Annotated in this window: 16 protein-coding genes; 13 read left to right on the top strand and 3 right to left on the bottom strand. The window is 63.6% G+C overall.

Translation table 11 applies throughout. The annotated features are described in order from the left end of the window. The first annotated feature begins 13 nt into the window (after window positions 1–13). The 9 genes from der (at window position 14) to AC3ANW_RS11825 (ending at window position 8686) form a co-directional block, all read left to right on the top strand. A complete protein-coding gene (gene der, locus AC3ANW_RS11865; RefSeq protein ID WP_488341050.1) occupies window positions 14–1360 on the top strand; it encodes a ribosome biogenesis GTPase Der in 1347 nt (448 codons plus the stop codon). A 111-nt stretch (window positions 1361–1471) separates the two neighbouring features. Then, on the top strand, window positions 1472–1720 hold the full coding sequence (gene hfq / locus AC3ANW_RS11860) for an RNA chaperone Hfq (protein ID WP_488341049.1): 249 nt from the start codon (window positions 1472–1474) through the stop codon (window positions 1718–1720). 67 nt (window positions 1721–1787) lie between these two features. Next, entirely contained in the window at window positions 1788–3008 is a 1221-nt protein-coding gene (hflX, locus tag AC3ANW_RS11855; RefSeq protein ID WP_488341048.1) for a GTPase HflX, read from the top strand. Between the two features lie 10 nt (window positions 3009–3018). Further along, entirely contained in the window at window positions 3019–4407 is a 1389-nt protein-coding gene (hflK, locus tag AC3ANW_RS11850) for an FtsH protease activity modulator HflK (protein ID WP_488341047.1), read from the top strand. A gap of 30 nt (window positions 4408–4437) precedes the next feature. Continuing rightward, complete coding sequence (gene hflC / locus AC3ANW_RS11845) at window positions 4438–5361, top strand: protease modulator HflC (RefSeq protein WP_488341046.1); 924 nt, start codon at window positions 4438–4440, stop codon at window positions 5359–5361. After that, entirely contained in the window at window positions 5255–5572 is a 318-nt protein-coding gene (locus AC3ANW_RS11840; protein ID WP_488341045.1) for a DUF2065 domain-containing protein, read from the top strand. Before hflC ends, AC3ANW_RS11840 begins: the two co-directional genes overlap by 107 nt. Before the next feature lie 75 nt (window positions 5573–5647). After that, window positions 5648–6796 (top strand): ATP phosphoribosyltransferase regulatory subunit, encoded by a 1149-nt coding sequence (locus tag AC3ANW_RS11835; protein WP_488341044.1) that lies wholly within the window; start codon window positions 5648–5650, stop codon window positions 6794–6796. A gap of 13 nt (window positions 6797–6809) precedes the next feature. After that, on the top strand, window positions 6810–8150 hold the full coding sequence (locus AC3ANW_RS11830; RefSeq protein WP_488341043.1) for an adenylosuccinate synthase: 1341 nt from the start codon (window positions 6810–6812) through the stop codon (window positions 8148–8150). An 11-nt stretch (window positions 8151–8161) separates the two neighbouring features. After that, the gene (locus tag AC3ANW_RS11825; protein WP_488341042.1) at window positions 8162–8686 is read left to right on the top strand and encodes a phosphoribosyltransferase; all 525 of its coding nucleotides are present in this window, start codon (window positions 8162–8164) and stop codon (window positions 8684–8686) included. A gap of 106 nt (window positions 8687–8792) precedes the next feature. Here the strand turns inward: AC3ANW_RS11825 and AC3ANW_RS11820 are convergent, their stop codons facing one another. Together AC3ANW_RS11820 and AC3ANW_RS11815 are read right to left on the bottom strand one after the other, a co-directional pair. Next, entirely contained in the window at window positions 8793–9614 is an 822-nt protein-coding gene (locus tag AC3ANW_RS11820) for a MinD/ParA family protein (RefSeq protein ID WP_488341041.1), read from the bottom strand. A gap of 12 nt (window positions 9615–9626) precedes the next feature. Continuing rightward, window positions 9627–10400, bottom strand: a complete 774-nt coding sequence (locus tag AC3ANW_RS11815; protein ID WP_488341040.1) for a GGDEF domain-containing protein — start codon at window positions 10398–10400, stop codon at window positions 9627–9629. Window positions 10401–10597: 197 nt separating this feature from the next. Here AC3ANW_RS11815 and AC3ANW_RS11810 point away from each other — a divergent pair, with 197 nt between their 5' ends. The 4 genes from AC3ANW_RS11810 (at window position 10598) to AC3ANW_RS11795 (ending at window position 15564) form a co-directional block, all read left to right on the top strand. Continuing rightward, window positions 10598–11134: a MarR family winged helix-turn-helix transcriptional regulator gene (locus tag AC3ANW_RS11810; RefSeq protein ID WP_488341039.1), complete on the top strand. Its 537-nt coding sequence runs from the start codon at window positions 10598–10600 to the stop codon at window positions 11132–11134. Further along, complete coding sequence (locus tag AC3ANW_RS11805) at window positions 11131–12633, top strand: efflux transporter outer membrane subunit (RefSeq protein WP_488341038.1); 1503 nt, start codon at window positions 11131–11133, stop codon at window positions 12631–12633. Before AC3ANW_RS11810 ends, AC3ANW_RS11805 begins: the two co-directional genes overlap by 4 nt. Window positions 12634–12697: 64 nt before the next feature. Next, on the top strand, window positions 12698–13984 hold the full coding sequence (locus tag AC3ANW_RS11800; protein WP_488341037.1) for an EmrA/EmrK family multidrug efflux transporter periplasmic adaptor subunit: 1287 nt from the start codon (window positions 12698–12700) through the stop codon (window positions 13982–13984). 11 nt (window positions 13985–13995) lie between these two features. Next, a complete protein-coding gene (locus tag AC3ANW_RS11795) occupies window positions 13996–15564 on the top strand; it encodes a DHA2 family efflux MFS transporter permease subunit (protein ID WP_488341036.1) in 1569 nt (522 codons plus the stop codon). Between the two features lie 45 nt (window positions 15565–15609). On the opposite strand, the gene AC3ANW_RS11790 is transcribed toward AC3ANW_RS11795, so the two are convergent. Next, on the bottom strand, window positions 15610–16059 hold the full coding sequence (locus AC3ANW_RS11790) for a type IV pilin protein (protein WP_488341035.1): 450 nt from the start codon (window positions 16057–16059) through the stop codon (window positions 15610–15612). Window positions 16060–16062 lie beyond the last annotated feature (3 nt).

The raw sequence follows: 16062 nt of genomic DNA, 5'->3' as shown, positions 1-16062 counted from the left end.
CCCGATCTGTTGCATGAAACCGGTCATCGCGCTCGTAGGGCGCCCCAACGTCGGCAAGTCCACGCTGTTCAATCGCATGACGAAGTCGCGCGATGCCATCGTGGCGGACTTTGCCGGCCTCACCCGCGACCGGCATTACGGCAACGGCCACCTGGGTCGTCGCGAGTTCATCGTCATCGACACCGGCGGCTTCGAACCCGATGCGGTCGACGGCAACATCTTTCACGAGATGGCCAAACAGACACGTCAGGCCGTGGCCGAGGCCGATGTCGTCGTTTTTGTCGTGGATGCCCGGGCTGGCGTTTCGTCGCAAGACCACGAGATCGCGAAGTACCTGCGGCGCCTGGGCAAGCCCTGCGTGCTGGCGGCCAACAAGGCCGAGGGCATGCGTGAAGGCGTCCAGCTGGTCGAGTTCTTCGAACTCGGCCTCGGCGAAGTCCATGGCGTTTCAGCTGCCCACGGGCAGGGCGTCCGCGACCTGATCGAGCTTGCCATCGACACCCTGCATCTGCCGGAAGACGATGAAGACGAAGAGGGTGCCGAAGATGGCGTCGTCAAGCTGGCCGTTGCCGGCCGGCCCAACGTCGGCAAGTCGACCCTCATCAATACCTGGCTCGGCGAAGAGCGTCTGGTGGCGTTCGACATGCCCGGCACGACGCGCGATGCCATTTCGGTGCCTTTCGAGCGCAACGGCACGAAGTTCGAACTGATCGACACCGCAGGCCTGCGACGCAAGGGCAAGGTCTTCGAGGCCATCGAGAAGTTTTCGGTCGTCAAGACCTTGCAGGCCATCGAGTCCGCCAACGTCGTGTTGCTGCTGATAGATGCGACGCAGGGAGTCACCGACCAGGATGCGCATATCGCCGGCTACATCCTGGAAAGCGGCCGTGCGGTCGTGGTCGCCATCAACAAGTGGGATGCGGTGGACGCCTATCAGCGTGAGCTGGTTCAGAGGTCGATCGAGACGCGCCTGCCTTTCCTGAAGTTCGCCGCGCTGCTGTTCATTTCCGCCAAGAAGCGCCAGGGCCTCGGTCCGGTGTGGGACGCCATCGGCCAGGCCCACCGCGCTGCCATGTGCAAGATGTCCACGCCGGTGTTGACGCGTCTGCTGCTGGAGGCCGTGCAGTTCCAGTCGCCGCAACGCGGCGGCATGTTCCGTCCCAAGCTGCGTTATGCCCACCAGGGTGGCATGAATCCGCCGGTGATCATCATTCATGGCAATTCGCTGGAACACGTGACGGCGGCTTATATCCGTTTCCTGGAAGGCCGTTTCCGCAAGGAATTCGACTTGGTCGGGACCCCTTTGCGTATCCAGATGAAGACTTCGGATAATCCGTACGCTAACAAAAAAGACGATTGACCTTACACCGCAGCGGACTGTTACGGAATTACGCCGTGTTTGTCCAGAAGCATTGAATGCGTGTGTTAAGGTGGTGTTTTACAACAACATAGTTTGAACACGGAGAATATCGTGAGCAACAAGGGCCAACTCCTCCAAGACCCGTTCCTGAACGCGCTTCGGCGTGAACATGTACCGGTCTCGATCTACCTGGTCAACGGCATCAAGCTGCAGGGTCAGATCGAATCATTCGACCAATATGTCGTGCTGCTGCGAAATACTGTTACGCAGATGGTTTACAAGCACGCCATTTCCACCATCGTTCCGGGCCGCGCAGTGAACTTTTCCACTGCCGATACGCCCGACGATTCCGTAGCCTGAGGGTGCCGGGCCGCTGGCGGCATTTCTCTGTCAGCGTTTCCGCGTTGCCTAGCCTGACTGCCGCGCATTGAGTTCTGAAGATACAACCGACCTCCCGCTCGCACCTGTGGTGCTTGTCGGGGTGGATCTGGGTTTCCCCCATTTTGATAATGAGCTTGAAGAGCTCGGCCTGCTTGCGCAGACCGCTGGTCTCAAGCCTGTTGCCCGCGTGATCGCAAGACGCAAGGCTCCCGATGCCGCACTTTTTGTCGGCAGCGGAAAGGCCGATGAGATCAAGATGCTGGCCGAGCACCACGGTGCGCTCGAAATCCTGTTCGATCAGGCCTTGAGCCCGGCGCAGCAGCGCAACCTCGAACGCCACATGGGCCTGCCGGTCAATGATCGCACCTTGCTCATCCTGCAGATTTTTGCGCAACGCGCACGTAGCCATGAAGGCAAATTGCAGGTCGAGCTTGCCCGGCTGCAATATGTCAGTACCCGGCTGGTCCGCCGTTGGTCCCATCTGGAACGCCAGACCGGCGGTGCCGGTGTACGCGGCGGTCCGGGTGAAAAGCAGATCGAGCTCGACCGCCGCATGATCGGTGAGACCATCAAGCGGACCAAGGAACGACTGGCCAAGGTGAAGAAGCAGCGCGGTACACAAAGACGCCAGCGCGAGCGCCGCGAAACCTTCAATATTTCGCTGGTCGGCTACACCAATGCGGGCAAATCGACGCTGTTCAATTCGCTCGTCAAGGCGCGGGCCTATGCAGCCGATCAGTTGTTCGCGACGCTCGACACGACCACGCGCCAGCTGTTTCTGGGGCCGGACGCCGGCTCGGTATCGATGTCGGACACCGTAGGGTTCATCCGTGACCTGCCGCACGGGCTGGTCGATGCCTTTCAGGCGACCCTGCAGGAAGCAATCGACGCTGACCTGCTGCTGCATGTCGTTGATGCCGCCAACCCCGAATTTCCTGAACAGATTGCACAGGTCCAGCGGGTGCTTCACGAGATCGGCGCGGCCGCCGTGCCGCAGTTGCTGGTCTTCAACAAGATCGATGCGCTGCCGCAAGAGCGGCAGCCATTGAATGCCAACGATACCTACGAGATCGAAGAGATCCAGGTCCCGCGCATCTTCGTCAGCGCACGCGACGGCTCCGGCCTGTCGTTGCTGCGCGCCGCATTGACCGAGGCCGTCGCCGCGCACCGTGCGCCGAAGGCCCCCTTGGCCGATGGCCCATTGCCCGACGGAGCGCGTGATTTCGGCACAATCGCGTCCCACCATTCCAAAGCGTCACCACAGTGAGACTTCGCGCATGACTCTCCAACAACCAGGCCTGCGATGGGCGGGGCTGCCGGGCCGTATCAGGGGCATGTTCAACCTGAACGATCCCCGCTGGGGTCGTAGCGACGAGGGCGGTCAGGATGCATCGCGTCCCGAAGGTCAGCGTCCGAACCCCGACCAGCAGCAGCAACGGCCCCGTGGCCAGGGCCCCCACCAGGGGCCGCCCGACCTCGAGGAACTCTGGCGCGACTTCAATCGCAAGCTGGGTGGCCTTTTGCGGGGCAAGGGTGGTCGCAATGGCGGCCCGTCCGGCGGCGGCAACGGGAACGGCGGCGGCGGTTTTCAGCCCGACATGAAGAATGCCGGCACCTTGCTCGGCGTGGTCGCCGCGGTGCTGGTCGTGTTGTGGCTCTTCACCGGCGTGTTCATCGTTCAGGAAGGCCAGCAGGGCGTGATAACCCAGTTCGGCCGCTACAAGTCGACCGTGGGCGCAGGCATCAATTGGCGCCTGCCATACCCGATCCAGCGCCATGAATTGGTGTTCACCTCGCCCATCCGATCAGTGGACGTGGGCCGCGACACCATCGTCCGTTCGACCGGCCTGCGCGAGTCGGCGATGCTGACCCAGGACGAAAACATCGTCGAAATCAAGTTCGCCGTCCAGTACCGCCTGAACGACGCTCGGCAATACCTGTTCGAGAGCCGCGACCCGCAATCGGCCGTGGTGCAGGCTGCTGAAAGCTCGGTACGTGAAGTCGTCGGCAAGATGAAGATGGATTCGGCGCTGGCCGAAGAGCGCGACCAGATCGCGCCCCGCGTCCGCACGCTGATGCAGAGCATTCTCGATCGCTACGAGGTGGGCATCGAGATCGTCGGCATCAACCTGCAGCAGGGCGGCGTCCGCCCGCCTGAACAGGTGCAGGCCGCGTTCGACGACGTGCTGAAGGCCGGCCAGGAGCGCGAACGCGCCAAGAACGATGCGCAGGCCTATGCCAATGACGTGGTGCCTCGCGCCGTCGGTACCGCGTCGCGCCTGAAGGAAGAGGCCGACGGCTACAAGGCCCGCATCGTCGCGCAGGCCCAGGGCGATGCACAGCGGTTCAGCGCCATCCTGACCGAGTACCAGCGTGCCCCGCAGGTCACCCGCGACCGGATGTACCTCGACACCATGCAGGGCATCTATGCCAATGCGACCAAGGTGATCGTGGATTCCAAGCAGGGTTCGAACCTGCTGTATCTGCCGCTGGACAAGTTGATGCAGGGCCAGCCGGCATCGACCGGTGCCGCGGCATCCGGCGACCCCGTGACTCCCGCCGCAGCGGGGACATCTTCCGCGGGCAATGCTGCACCGCCTCCGGTGTATTCGAGCGATGTCCGCACGCGTGACAACGAGCGTTCGCGTGACCGCGAATCGCGCTAGTCCATTACAACAAGTGGCCCGGGATCCGTCGTGAACAGAATCGGTTTCATCCTTACCTCCGTGCTTGTCCTGCTGGCGCTCGCCAGTTCGACGATGTTCGTTGTCGACCAACGCCAGTTCGGTGTGGTCTATGCCCTCGGCCAGATCCGTGAAGTGATCTCCGAGCCCGGCTTGCATTTCAAGCTGCCGCCGCCACTGCAGAACGTGTCGTACATTGACCGCCGTCTGCTGACCCTCGACAGCAATGACACCGAGTCGATGCTGACCGCTGAAAAACAGCGTGTCGTCATCGACTGGTATGTGCGCTGGCGCATCGTCGATCCTTCGCAGTACATCCGGAACGTCGGTCTCGACGAAACTGCAGGTGCGAACCAGCTTAATCGTGTGGTGCGCAACGCCTTCCAGGAAGAGATCAATCGTCGCACTGTGCGCGACCTGATCTCGCTGAAGCGCGACGAATTGATGACCTCGGTCAAACGCGAAGTGCTCGAGCGGGTCAAGGGTGCGAAGCCCTGGGGCGTCGATGTGCTCGACGTGCGTATCACCCGGGTCGACTATGTCGAAGCCATCACCGAGTCCGTCTATCGCCGCATGGAAGCAGAGCGAAAACGTGTAGCCAACGAACTGCGTTCCACCGGCGCAGCCGAGGGCGAAAAGATCCGTGCAGATGCCGATCGCCAGCGTGAAGTCACCGTGGCGAATGCCTATCGTGACGCCCAGAAGATCAAGGGCGAGGGCGATGCCGAGGCGGCGCATGTCTATGGCGATGCGTTCGGTCGTGATCCTCAGTTCGCGCAGTTCTATCGCAGCCTGGAAGCCTACAAATCCAGCCTGGGCAAGAAGGGCGATGTCGTGGTTGCCGATCCGTCGACATCCGAGTTCTTCCGTGTCTTCCGTAATGGCGGTGGCAGCGGTGCAACTGCTGCGGTTCCTGCTGCAGCACCACGGCGCTGAAGCGTGGTCTTGCCGCACCCTGAGTCATGGGCTTTGTTCGTACGGGACTTCGGTCTGCTGCTGGGTGATCGGGGGGCTGTGGTCCTTTCGTTCGCCGGACCAATGGAGTGAAAGCCCGGTGCGTTTGAGCCAGGCGCGTGACACCGATTTACGGCTGTTTGCACTTGTCATCATGGTCTGCGGGTTGGTGCCGTTGTGGTGCTTGCATTGAATTGAAGGTGATTGCTTCCGGATGTGTAAACACAAGCCGGTAGAATCACGTTTTTAACAGCGTCTGTTTTTCTTCATGTCCGCTTGGGTCCTTCCGGATCACATCGCCGATGTACTGCCTTCCGAGGCCCGACACATCGAAGAGCTCCGCCGTGATCTACTGGATACGGCCCGGGGCTACGGCTATGAGCTGGTGATGCCACCACTGCTCGAGCACCTCGAATCCTTGCTGACCGGTACCGGCGAAGCACTCGACCTGCAGACTTTCAAGCTGGTCGACCAGCTTTCGGGTCGCATGCTCGGATTGCGCGCCGACACCACCCAGCAGGTAGCCCGCATCGATGCCCACCTGCTCAATCGCCGAGGCGTCACGCGCCTTTGTTACTGCGGCCCGGTGTTGCACACCCGGCCGGGACGCCCGCACGCGACCCGCGAGCCTCTGCAGTTCGGCGCCGAAATCTACGGCCACGGAGGTATCGAGGCAGACGTCGAAATTCTGCAGCTGGCGCTCGATTGCCTGGATGCTGCGCAGCTGGGCGGGGTCCAGATCGACCTGTCGGATGCGCGTATTCCGCGCGCCGTGCTGGCCGATGTCGATGCCTCCGAAGAGCTTCTTTCGGATGTCCGCGGTGCGCTTGCAGCCAAGGACGCCAGCGGGCTCGCCGCCCTGACCCGTCATTTCCCGGCTCAGGTTCGCGAAGGCCTCGCAGCGCTGGTGCGTTTGTACGGCGATGCTTCGGTGCTGGACGAGGCCTCTGTAGCGCTCAGCTCTTTTCCGGCGGTTTTGCCTGCGATCGATGCACTTCGGCGCCTTGCTGCCAGCCTGCCGCACGGCAATGCAAGTTTTGATCTGGCCGAACTTCGCGGGTACGCTTATTACAGCGGCGCGAGGTTCGCCATGTATGTGCCAGGAGCCAGCGACGCCATCGTGCGTGGTGGCCGCTACGACGAGGTTGGCGCGGTGTTCGGCCGCAACCGGCCAGCAGTCGGTTTCAGCCTGGATCTGCGTGAATTGGTGGGGGTGGTGAAGCCACGCCCGCTGCGCGCTGCGATCCGCGCGCCCTGGTCAGACGATGCGGCTCTGTCGCACGCCATCGGCGCCTTGCGCGCGGATGGAGAAACCGTGGTCTGCGTGATGCCGGGCCACGAAAGCGAGATCGATGAGTTCCGCTGCGACCGCGAACTGGCCCTCAAGGCCGGATCGTGGACCGTGTTATCCCTTTGAACTGATTTCCAAGATGAGCAAGACGAATGGACCGGTCGCCGGTCGTAACGTGGTCGTGGTCGGCACCCAGTGGGGTGACGAAGGCAAGGGCAAGCTGGTCGACTGGCTGACCGAGAGCGCCCAGGGCGTTGTGCGGTTCCAGGGCGGCCACAACGCCGGCCATACCCTGGTCATCAACGGCGTGAAGACCGCGCTTCACCTGATCCCCAGCGGCATCATGCGGCCGGGCGTCAAGTGCTACATCGGCAACGGTGTGGTGCTGTCGGCAGCCAAGCTGTTCGAAGAGATCGCCGGGCTCGAAAAGGCCGGCGTCGAGGTGCGTTCTCGCTTGCGCATCAGCGAGGCCTGCCCGTTGATCCTGCCGTTCCACGCAGCGCTCGACATTGCCCGCGAGGCCTACCGCGAACGAGGCGGCAACGCGAAGATCGGCACCACCGGACGCGGTATCGGCCCGGCCTACGAAGACAAGATCGCCCGCCGCGCCCTGCGTGTGCAGGACCTGCGCCACCCGCAACGTTTCGCCGACAAGCTGCGCATCCTGCTGGACCTGCACAACCATGTGCTGACCCAGGTGCTGGGCGCCGAAGCCATCGACTTCGCCACGGTCTACGACGAGGCGATGATCCACGCAGAACTGCTGAAGCCGATGATCGCCGACGTATCGCGCGAACTGAACGATGCGCACCGCGATGGCGCAAACCTGCTGTTCGAAGGCGCACAGGGCACACTGCTCGACGTCGACCACGGCACCTATCCCTACGTCACCTCCAGCAACTGCGTGGCTGGCAATGCCGCTGCCGGGTCGGGTGTCGGTCCGGGCATGCTGCATTACGTGCTGGGCATCACCAAAGCTTATTGCACCCGCGTCGGCGGCGGTCCTTTCCCGACCGAACTCGACTGGGAAACTCCTGGCACCGTGGGTTACCACCTGTCGACGGTCGGCGCGGAAAAGGGCGTGACCACCGGTCGTAGCCGGCGTTGCGGCTGGTTCGACGCTGCGCTGCTGAAGCGGTCGGCGCAGGTCAACGGCCTTTCCGGCCTGTGCATCACCAAGCTCGACGTGCTGGACGGCATCGAGGAACTGATGCTGTGCACCGGTTACGAACTCGACGGAGAGCAAATCGACATCCTGCCGATCGGCGCCGACGAGATCGAGCGCTGCAAGCCGATCTACGAGACCCTGGGCGGCTGGAGCGATTCGACCGTCGGTGTGACCGAGTTCGACAAGCTGCCCGTCAATGCGCGTCTGTATCTGCAGCGCATCGAACAAGTGACTGGTGTGCCTATCGCACTGGTTTCCACCAGTCCGGATCGTGACCACACGATCCTGATGCACCACCCCTACCTGGCTTGAGGAGTTTCCCGATGCTGACCGAAGACGGCAAACACCTTTATGTGAGCTACGACGAGTACCACAGCCTCATCGAGAAGCTCGCCATCAAGGTGCATCGTTCGGGCTGGGAATTCGACACCATTCTGTGCCTCGCGCGTGGTGGCTTGCGACCCGGTGACATCCTGTCCCGTATCTTCGACAAGCCGCTGGCCATCATGTCGACCAGCTCGTACCGCTCAGACGGTGGAACGGTGCGCGGCCATCTGGACATCGCCCGCTTCATCACCACTCCGCGCGGTGAAATCGCGGGTAAGGTTCTGCTGGTGGATGACCTGGCCGACTCGGGCCACACGCTGAGTTCGGTGATGGACAACCTGCGGACGCACTACACGCCAATCACCGAGTTGCGCAGCGCGGTGATCTGGACCAAGGGCGTGTCGATCTTCACGCCGGATTATTCGGTGGAGTTCCTTGCCACCAACCCGTGGATCCATCAGCCGTTCGAAGGCTACGACAGCCTCGGGCCGAACAAGCTGATCGACAAATGGAAAATCTGAGACCTCGGGCGCCGAAAGGCGTTCGGGCATGAAAAAGCCGGCTTCTTGAGCCGGCTTTTTTGTGGCTGGCTCCGCACCTGAAGGCGCACGGCAGCGGGGTAGGGTGTCAGACGGTGCTTCTGCGCAGCACGGCCTCTTCGAGTTTGTTGGCCAGCTGGCCCATCGCCAGGGCCGCCGGCGATCCGCTCATGTGCGTCAGCAGCAGCTGACGACGCATGACCGCATCCCGCACGGCAGGGTCGGCAGGGATGTCGCCCAGATGCAGCAGGCGGATCGGTTGGCCGGCACCCGGAACCACGAAGCGGTCGACCACCTGCTGCAACTGGCCGGTGATGGCTCGGCCATCGCCGGCGCGGGCGGTCTGGTTCACGATCATCCGCACCTGTTTGCGTTTCTGCTGCATCGCCAGCACCTTGATGGCGGCATAGGCATCGGTCAACGAGGTGGGTTCCGGTGTGGCTACCAGCAGGACCTCGGACGCAAGCGATACCGCAAACAGCACAACATCGGAAATGCCGGCGCCGGTATCCAGCAACACCACGTCATAGCGCGGCATGATGCTTTGCAGGACCTGCAGGAATTCGTTGCGAACCTCGGGCGTGAGGCGCGAATATTCGACCATGCCGGAGCCGGCGAGCAGCACCGAGAAGCCTCCCGGCGCGGCAATGATGGCCTGATCCAGGTGGGCCTTGCCGGTGAAGACATCGTGCAGCGTGATCTTCGGATGGAGGTTCAACACCACGTCGAGATTGGCGAGGCCCAGGTCTGCGTCGAGGACCAGCACGCGGTGGCCCCGTTTGGCCAACGCGGCTGCCAGGTTGGCAGACACGAAGGTCTTGCCCACGCCACCCTTGCCGCTGGTGACGGCCAGCACCTTGGCCGATGGGCCAGCGGTGCGGGGGTAGGAGGGATTCGGCGCTTCGCTCATTCTTTTATGCTTTCAGACAGCGCTAGCGGACGCATCATCAGGGGAGGCGGGTGCCTCCATCTCTATATCGGCAGTACCCAGCCCGAACAACAGGCTTTTTTCGTCGGCGCTCACTGTGCTGTCGGGCTGCTCTTCCACACAAACCTTGTTCCGTCCCAGCGACTTCGCCCGGTAGAGCTCGTGGTCGGCACGATCGATCCACAGGGCTGCCGTGGAACGGATCCACGGCATGGCGAACGCGCCGCCGATGCTGACCGTGATCGGCAACGCCAGCTGAGAACTGACCTGAACCGGTTCGGCCTCGATGGCTTCACGGATTCGCTCTGCCACTACCTGGCCGAAGGCAGCCGACTGGCAGCCGGGCAGGACAATCGCGAATTCCTCGCCACCGTATCGCGCCAACACATCCATCGGACGCACGCAGGCGGTCAGGATGCGGGCCACGGCCTGCAACACATGATCGCCGGCCACGTGGCCGTAGGAGTCGTTGACGTTCTTGAATCGATCGATGTCGAGCATCAGCAGCAAAGCGGATTCGCCGGAACGGGCGACCCGGTCGATCTCACGATCGACGGCTGCCCTGAACTGGCGGCGATTTGCCAGGCCGGTCAGCGGATCCCGGAGGGAAAGCGAGCACAGCCCATCGATCACGTCCTGCAAATAGCGCGTGGGCGATTCCTGGGAAATGGTCGGCATGTCTCCCTCGCCAGGTTCGACGAGAGCGAGGGCCGTATCCAGGCGTAAGTCGCGCAGATCGACGAGGGTAGAGGTCTCCGGCTTGGACACTTTTGCTGGTGGGCTATTGCTTTTGCATCCTAACAGCAAGCACATCAAGCCAAGCGGCTTCTGGTTACAAAATCGTTGTATGGATACGACGTCCTGCTTTACGGCGTGGTGACATTAAATGGCGAAGCAAAGGAAGCATTGACAATAGTTGCTCAGGCAAATAACATCACGGCATGAATGAAAGCAAGACATCCGACATGCCTGCGACACCTGTGTTCGTGCCGGTTTTCTGCCGGGTCGGTGCACCTGAAGAAAGCATCGGTTACCTGATGCGCCGCGTCGTGACACTGGTCAGCGGCGAAATCGAACGACGCATGGAGCCCCTGGGCCTGACGGATGCGCAATGGAAACCACTGCTGCGCCTTTTCACGTCGAGCGATACCACCGTGGCGTCCCTGGCAAGAGGTTGTCATCTCGATGCCGGCGCCATGACCCGTCTGCTGGATCGGCTCGAGGCCAAGAACCTCTGCCGCCGGATTCGGTCGGTGGAGGACCGGCGGGTCGTCAACCTCGAATTGACCGAAGAGGGACGTGAAGCCGCCCGACAGATTCCCGACCTCGTCGCCGAAGTCCAGGCCATCACCGCCGCCGGCTTCAGCCAAGCCGAATTCGATCAGCTCAAGGACTACTTGAATCGCATGTTGGTCAACGTACAGCCGTTCGGTGGCGACACGGACCCCGTCTCGCCTCGTTCATCGCCATCTGTTTCTGTTTCGGAGGGTTCCAAAAAATGAAAGACCAAAAAAATACCTCGCAGGCACGTACCGGGCAGGGAGCCGGAGTGGCTCTCTACCTTGGCACGCTGGTGCTGGCACTCGGCCTGACGGCCTGCGCCAACATGTCCGGCATCGCGCCGCAGGCGCAATTGCGCGACGGCGTTTCCCTGGGTCTGCCCTCCGCTGCCACCGGCACGCCCGACCTGTTCGCCGACGGCGCCATGGCGGCGGATTGGTGGCGTGGGTTCGGCGATGAGCGGCTGGACGATCTGGTCAGCCAGGCGCTGGCCGACAGCCCCAGCCTGAAGTCGGCCGAGGCCCGGCTGCAGCGCGCGCAAGCCAGCGCCGATATCTCGCGTGCCGCCGACGGCCCGCAACTCAACGGCAGCCTCGACGCGACTCGCCAGCACTTCAGCGCCAACGGTATCTATCCGACCCCTCTGGGCGGCAGCACGCAGAACATCGGCACCGCCCGCCTGACCGGCAGCTGGGAACTCGACTTTTTCGGCAAGAACCGCGCGGCGCTCGAATCCGCACTGGGCACCGCCAACGCAGCCGCGGCCGACGCCAGCGCGGCCCGCCTTCTGCTGGCCTGCAACGTGGCGCGCAACTACTTCCAGCTGGCCCGCCTGCAGGCGCAGATGGAAGTGGCGCAGCGCACCCTGGCGCAACGCGAAGAGACGCTGGGGCTGGTGCGTGACCGTGTCACCGCCGGCCTGGACACCCGCCTCGAGGAACGCCAGAGCCAGGCCGGCATTCCCGAAGCCCGCCAGCAGATCGAAGCGCTGCACGAGCAGATCGCGCTGACCCGCAATGCCATCGGCGCACTGGTGGGCCAGCCGCGCGGCATGCAGGATCTGGAGGCCTTGCCGCTGACTTCCTACAACGCAGTCGCGCTGCCCGGCAACCTTCCGGCCGACCTGCTGGGGCGCCGCGCCGACGTGGCCGCTGCCCGGTGGCGCGTCGAGGCTGCCGCAAAGACCATCGACGTGGCCAAGACCGAGTTCTATCCCAACGTCAACCTGACCGCCTTCGTGGGCCTGAACAGCCTGGGTTTCGACAACCTGGCCCAGGGCTCAAGCCGCGAGTGGGGCGTGGGCCCGGCGATTCGGCTGCCGATCTTCGATTCGGGCCGGCTGCGCGCGAACCTGCGCGGCAAGACTGCCGACTTCGATGCTGCAGTCGAAAGCTACAACAGCACCGTCATCGACGCGGTGCGCGAAGCCGCCGACCAGGCCGCATCGGCCAGGTCGATCGACCTGCAGCAGGCGCAGCAACGCGATGCGCAATCGGCTGCCGAAGCTGCCTACGACATCGCACGCCAGCGATACCGCGCCGGCCTGGGCACCTACCTGAACGTGCTGACCTCCGAAAGCGCCGTGCTGGCCCAGCGTCGCCTCGGCGTCGACCTGGCGGCACGCCGCCTCGATACCCAGGTTTCGCTGATCCGTGCCCTGGGCGGTGGCTATACCGGCGAAACCAGGCTCGCCTCCGTCACCCCGGTCGCCGTGCACTAGGCACGGTACGCGACTCACCACCCGATTTTTGAATATTCCCGAATCCGTTCCCCCGGAGCCCTCCATGAACGCACCGCAAACCTCCCCGGCCACCGCACCCGCCGAAGCTTCCAACCCCAAGCGCCGCAAGGGCCTTACCGCGCTTGCCGCCGTCGTGGTCATCGCCGGCCTCGGCTGGGGCGCCTACGAGTGGATGGTCGCCAGCCACTACGAATCCACCGACAACGCCTATGTGCAGGGCAACGTGATCCAGATCACGCCGCAGATCGGCGGCACCGTCATGGCCATCATGGCCGACGACACCGACTTCGTTAAGGCCGGTCAGCCGCTGGTGAAGCTCGACCCCGCCGATGTGCGTGTGGCACTCGAACAAGCCGAAGCCAACCTGGGCCAGGCGGTGCGTCAGGTGCGCACGCTGTATGCCAACAACGGCCAGTTCACCGCGCAGATCGCGCTGCGCCAGGCCGATGTCTCGAAGGCGCAGAACGACATCAACCGTGCCAACGACGACCTGAACCGTCGCCTTTCGCTCAACGGCAATGGCGCCGTGTCGAAAGAAGAGCTGGACCACGCCCGTGCGGTGGTCGATACGGCCAAGACCGCCATGGCCGCCGCCCAGGCCGGCGTCACCGCCGCCCGCGAACAGCTGGCCAGCAACCAGTCGCTGACCGAAGGCACCAGCGTCGAGCAGCATCCACAGGTGCTGTCCGCCGCCGGCAAGGTGCGCGAGGCCTACCTGGCCAGCCAGCGCGCCGCCTTGCCCGCACCGGTCGACGGCTACATCGCCAAACGCACCGTGCAGCTGGGCCAGCGGGTCACCGCAGGCACGCCGATGATGTCGGTGATCCCGCTCACGCAGCTGTGGGTCGACGCCAACTTCAAGGAAGTGCAGCTGCGCAACATCCGCATCGGCCAACCGGTCACCCTGACCGCCGACCTGTACGGCAAGAAAGCCGAATACCACGGCAAGGTCGCCGGCCTGGGCGTCGGTACCGGCTCGGCTTTCGCGCTGCTGCCGGCGCAGAACGCCACCGGCAACTGGATCAAGGTGGTGCAGCGGGTGCCGGTGCGGATTGCGCTCGATCCGCAGGAACTGGTGCAGAACCCGTTGCGTGTCGGCCTGTCGATGGACGTCGAAGTCGACGTCGCCCGGAAGGACGGTCGCATGCTGGCCGACGCACCGCGCGAATCCGCGGTATCCCAGACCAGCGTGTTCCATTCGCTCGACGAAGGTGCCGACGCAGAAGTGGCCCGTGTGATCGCAGCCAACGGCGGCTCGCCCGCCAGGCTGGCAGCGGCACAGGCCGCCATGCGCAACGTGGTCGCGACCGGCTCGGCCACGGCCCACTGATCAGGCGCACCATGGCTTCTCCATCCGGTCCGGCGCTGCCGTATCCACCGCTGGAAGGCGCGGCGCGCGTCTGGGGCACGATTGCCCTGTCCGCCGCCACCTTCATGAACGTGCTCGACACCTCCATTGCGAACGTGTCGCTGCCTTCCATCGCCGGCGACCTCGGTGTCAGTCCCAACCAGGGGACCTGGGTCATCACCAGCTTCGCCGTGGCCAACGCCATCGCGGTGCCGCTGACCGGCTGGCTCTCGCAACGCTTCGGACAGGTGCGCCTGTTCATGGCCAGCGTGTTCCTGTTCGTCGTCACCTCCTGGCTGTGCGGCCTGGCGCCCAACATGCCGGTGCTGATCGCGCTGCGGGCGCTGCAAGGCTTCGTTGCCGGGCCGATGATCCCGCTGTCGCAGGCCTTGCTACTGTCGAGTTATCCCAAGGCCCTTGCCGGCTTGGCCATGGCCATGTGGGCGATGACGACGCTGGTCGCTCCGGTGATGGGGCCGCTGCTGGGCGGCTGGATCACCGACAACATCTCGTGGCCCTGGATCTTCTACATCAACATCCCCGTCGGCCTGCTGGCGGTGTTCGCGGTGTGGACCATCTTCCGCAAACGTGAATCGACCATCCGCCGGTTGCCCATCGACTCCGTCGGCCTCGGCCTGCTGGTGATCTGGGTCGGCTCCATGCAGGTGATGCTCGACATCGGCAAGGAAAACGACTGGTTCCATTCGGCCACCGTCTGTGCGCTTGCGGTGATCGCCGTGGTGGGTTTCATCGCGTTCCTGATCTGGGAACTGACCGACAAACATCCGGTAGTCGACCTGTCGCTGTTCAAGGGGCGCAACTTCTGGGCAGGCACGCTGGCGCTGTCGGTCGGCTACGGCCTGTTCTTCGGCAACGTGGTGCTGCTGCCTTTATGGCTGCAGCAGTACATGGGTTACACCGCGACCAGCGCCGGCATGGTGCTGGCACCGGTGGGGCTTATGGCCATCGTGCTTTCGCCCTGGGTCGGCAAGAACATCTCCAGATACGACCCGCGGCGTTTCGCCACCGGCGCGTTCCTGGTGTTTGCGCTGGTGCTCTGGATGCGCTCGAACTTCAATACCAACGCCAGCTTCAGCGTGATCATGGTTCCGACGGTGATCCAGGGCGTGGCGATGGCGCTGTTCTTCATCCCGTTGATGACCATCACCCTGACCGGCATCACGCCGGACCGTATTCCGGCGGCGTCCGGCCTGTCGAACTTCGTGCGGATCACCGCCGGTGCGTTCGGTACCTCCATCGCCACCACGGTGTGGGAAAACCGGGCCATCCTGCACCATGCCCAACTGGTCGATTCGATCAGCATGGGCAACAACGCGGCGACCGGAATCCTGGGTGGTCTGGCAAGCAGCGGCATGACGAGCGAACAGGCCCTGGCGCAGATGAATCGGCTGGTGGACCAACAGGCCTTCATGCTGGCGGCCAACGATGTGTTCTATGCGTCGGCCATCATGTTCATGTTGCTGATCCCGCTGGTCTGGCTGGCGCATGCGCCGCAGAAGGGCGCAGGCGGCGGCGCCGATGCCGCCGCCGGCGCGCATTGAACGCCCCGGGTTCTCTGGGTTGAAAAAGCCCCTCGCGGGGCTTTTTCATTTCCAGCAGTCAGCCACGGAACTTCCCGGGCTACCGGCCAGGGCCTGTACCCCGAGGTAATTCAGCGTGAAGCTCGCGCAACTGTCGTTGGCCTGATCGCCCTGCGGCGTTGCGGTGGCGGTGAACTGGCTGGTATCGCCGGAGGGTTGTGTCACCGTGAGCAGATAGTAGGTCGTGCCACTGCTGGGCACCGCGATCGATGTGGTGCTGGACGTCCCGGGATAACCCAGTTCGGTCAGGCTGGTGGTGTACTTGAAATTGGTGGTGTTGTAACGCTCCTGCCGCGCCGCCATGTCGAGCAGCGCGATCTTGGCGTCGCCGCGTCGCGACTTGCGGATCTGCTTGCTGTAGGTCGGCAGGGCGACCGCCGCCAGCACGGCGACGATGGCCACCACGACCAGCACTTCGATAAGGGTGAAACCGCGTGGACGCTTGATGTGGGGCATGGG

Source organism: Xylophilus sp. PBN-3R (assembly GCF_057747805.1).
The sequence above is the reverse complement of the archived record's forward strand: the minus strand, read 5'-3'. Positions and strand labels throughout refer to the sequence as shown.

What these genes read in the sequence shown, in the direction of transcription:
- der (WP_488341050.1), top strand. Translation starts at nt 14, where the DNA reads ATGAAACCGGTCATCGCGCTCGTAGGGCGCCCCAACGTCGGCAAGTCC.
- AC3ANW_RS11795 (WP_488341036.1), top strand. Translation starts at nt 13,996, where the DNA reads ATGGCTTCTCCATCCGGTCCGGCGCTGCCGTATCCACCGCTGGAAGGC.
- AC3ANW_RS11825 (WP_488341042.1), top strand. Translation starts at nt 8,162, where the DNA reads ATGCTGACCGAAGACGGCAAACACCTTTATGTGAGCTACGACGAGTAC.
- AC3ANW_RS11820 (WP_488341041.1), bottom strand. Translation starts at nt 9,614, where the DNA reads ATGAGCGAAGCGCCGAATCCCTCCTACCCCCGCACCGCTGGCCCATCG.
- AC3ANW_RS11790 (WP_488341035.1), bottom strand. Translation starts at nt 16,059, where the DNA reads ATGCCCCACATCAAGCGTCCACGCGGTTTCACCCTTATCGAAGTGCTG.
- hflK (WP_488341047.1), top strand. Translation starts at nt 3,019, where the DNA reads ATGACTCTCCAACAACCAGGCCTGCGATGGGCGGGGCTGCCGGGCCGT.
- AC3ANW_RS11805 (WP_488341038.1), top strand. Translation starts at nt 11,131, where the DNA reads ATGAAAGACCAAAAAAATACCTCGCAGGCACGTACCGGGCAGGGAGCC.
- AC3ANW_RS11835 (WP_488341044.1), top strand. Translation starts at nt 5,648, where the DNA reads ATGTCCGCTTGGGTCCTTCCGGATCACATCGCCGATGTACTGCCTTCC.
- AC3ANW_RS11810 (WP_488341039.1), top strand. Translation starts at nt 10,598, where the DNA reads ATGCCTGCGACACCTGTGTTCGTGCCGGTTTTCTGCCGGGTCGGTGCA.
- AC3ANW_RS11840 (WP_488341045.1), top strand. Translation starts at nt 5,255, where the DNA reads ATGTCGTGGTTGCCGATCCGTCGACATCCGAGTTCTTCCGTGTCTTCC.
- AC3ANW_RS11830 (WP_488341043.1), top strand. Translation starts at nt 6,810, where the DNA reads ATGAGCAAGACGAATGGACCGGTCGCCGGTCGTAACGTGGTCGTGGTC.
- AC3ANW_RS11800 (WP_488341037.1), top strand. Translation starts at nt 12,698, where the DNA reads ATGAACGCACCGCAAACCTCCCCGGCCACCGCACCCGCCGAAGCTTCC.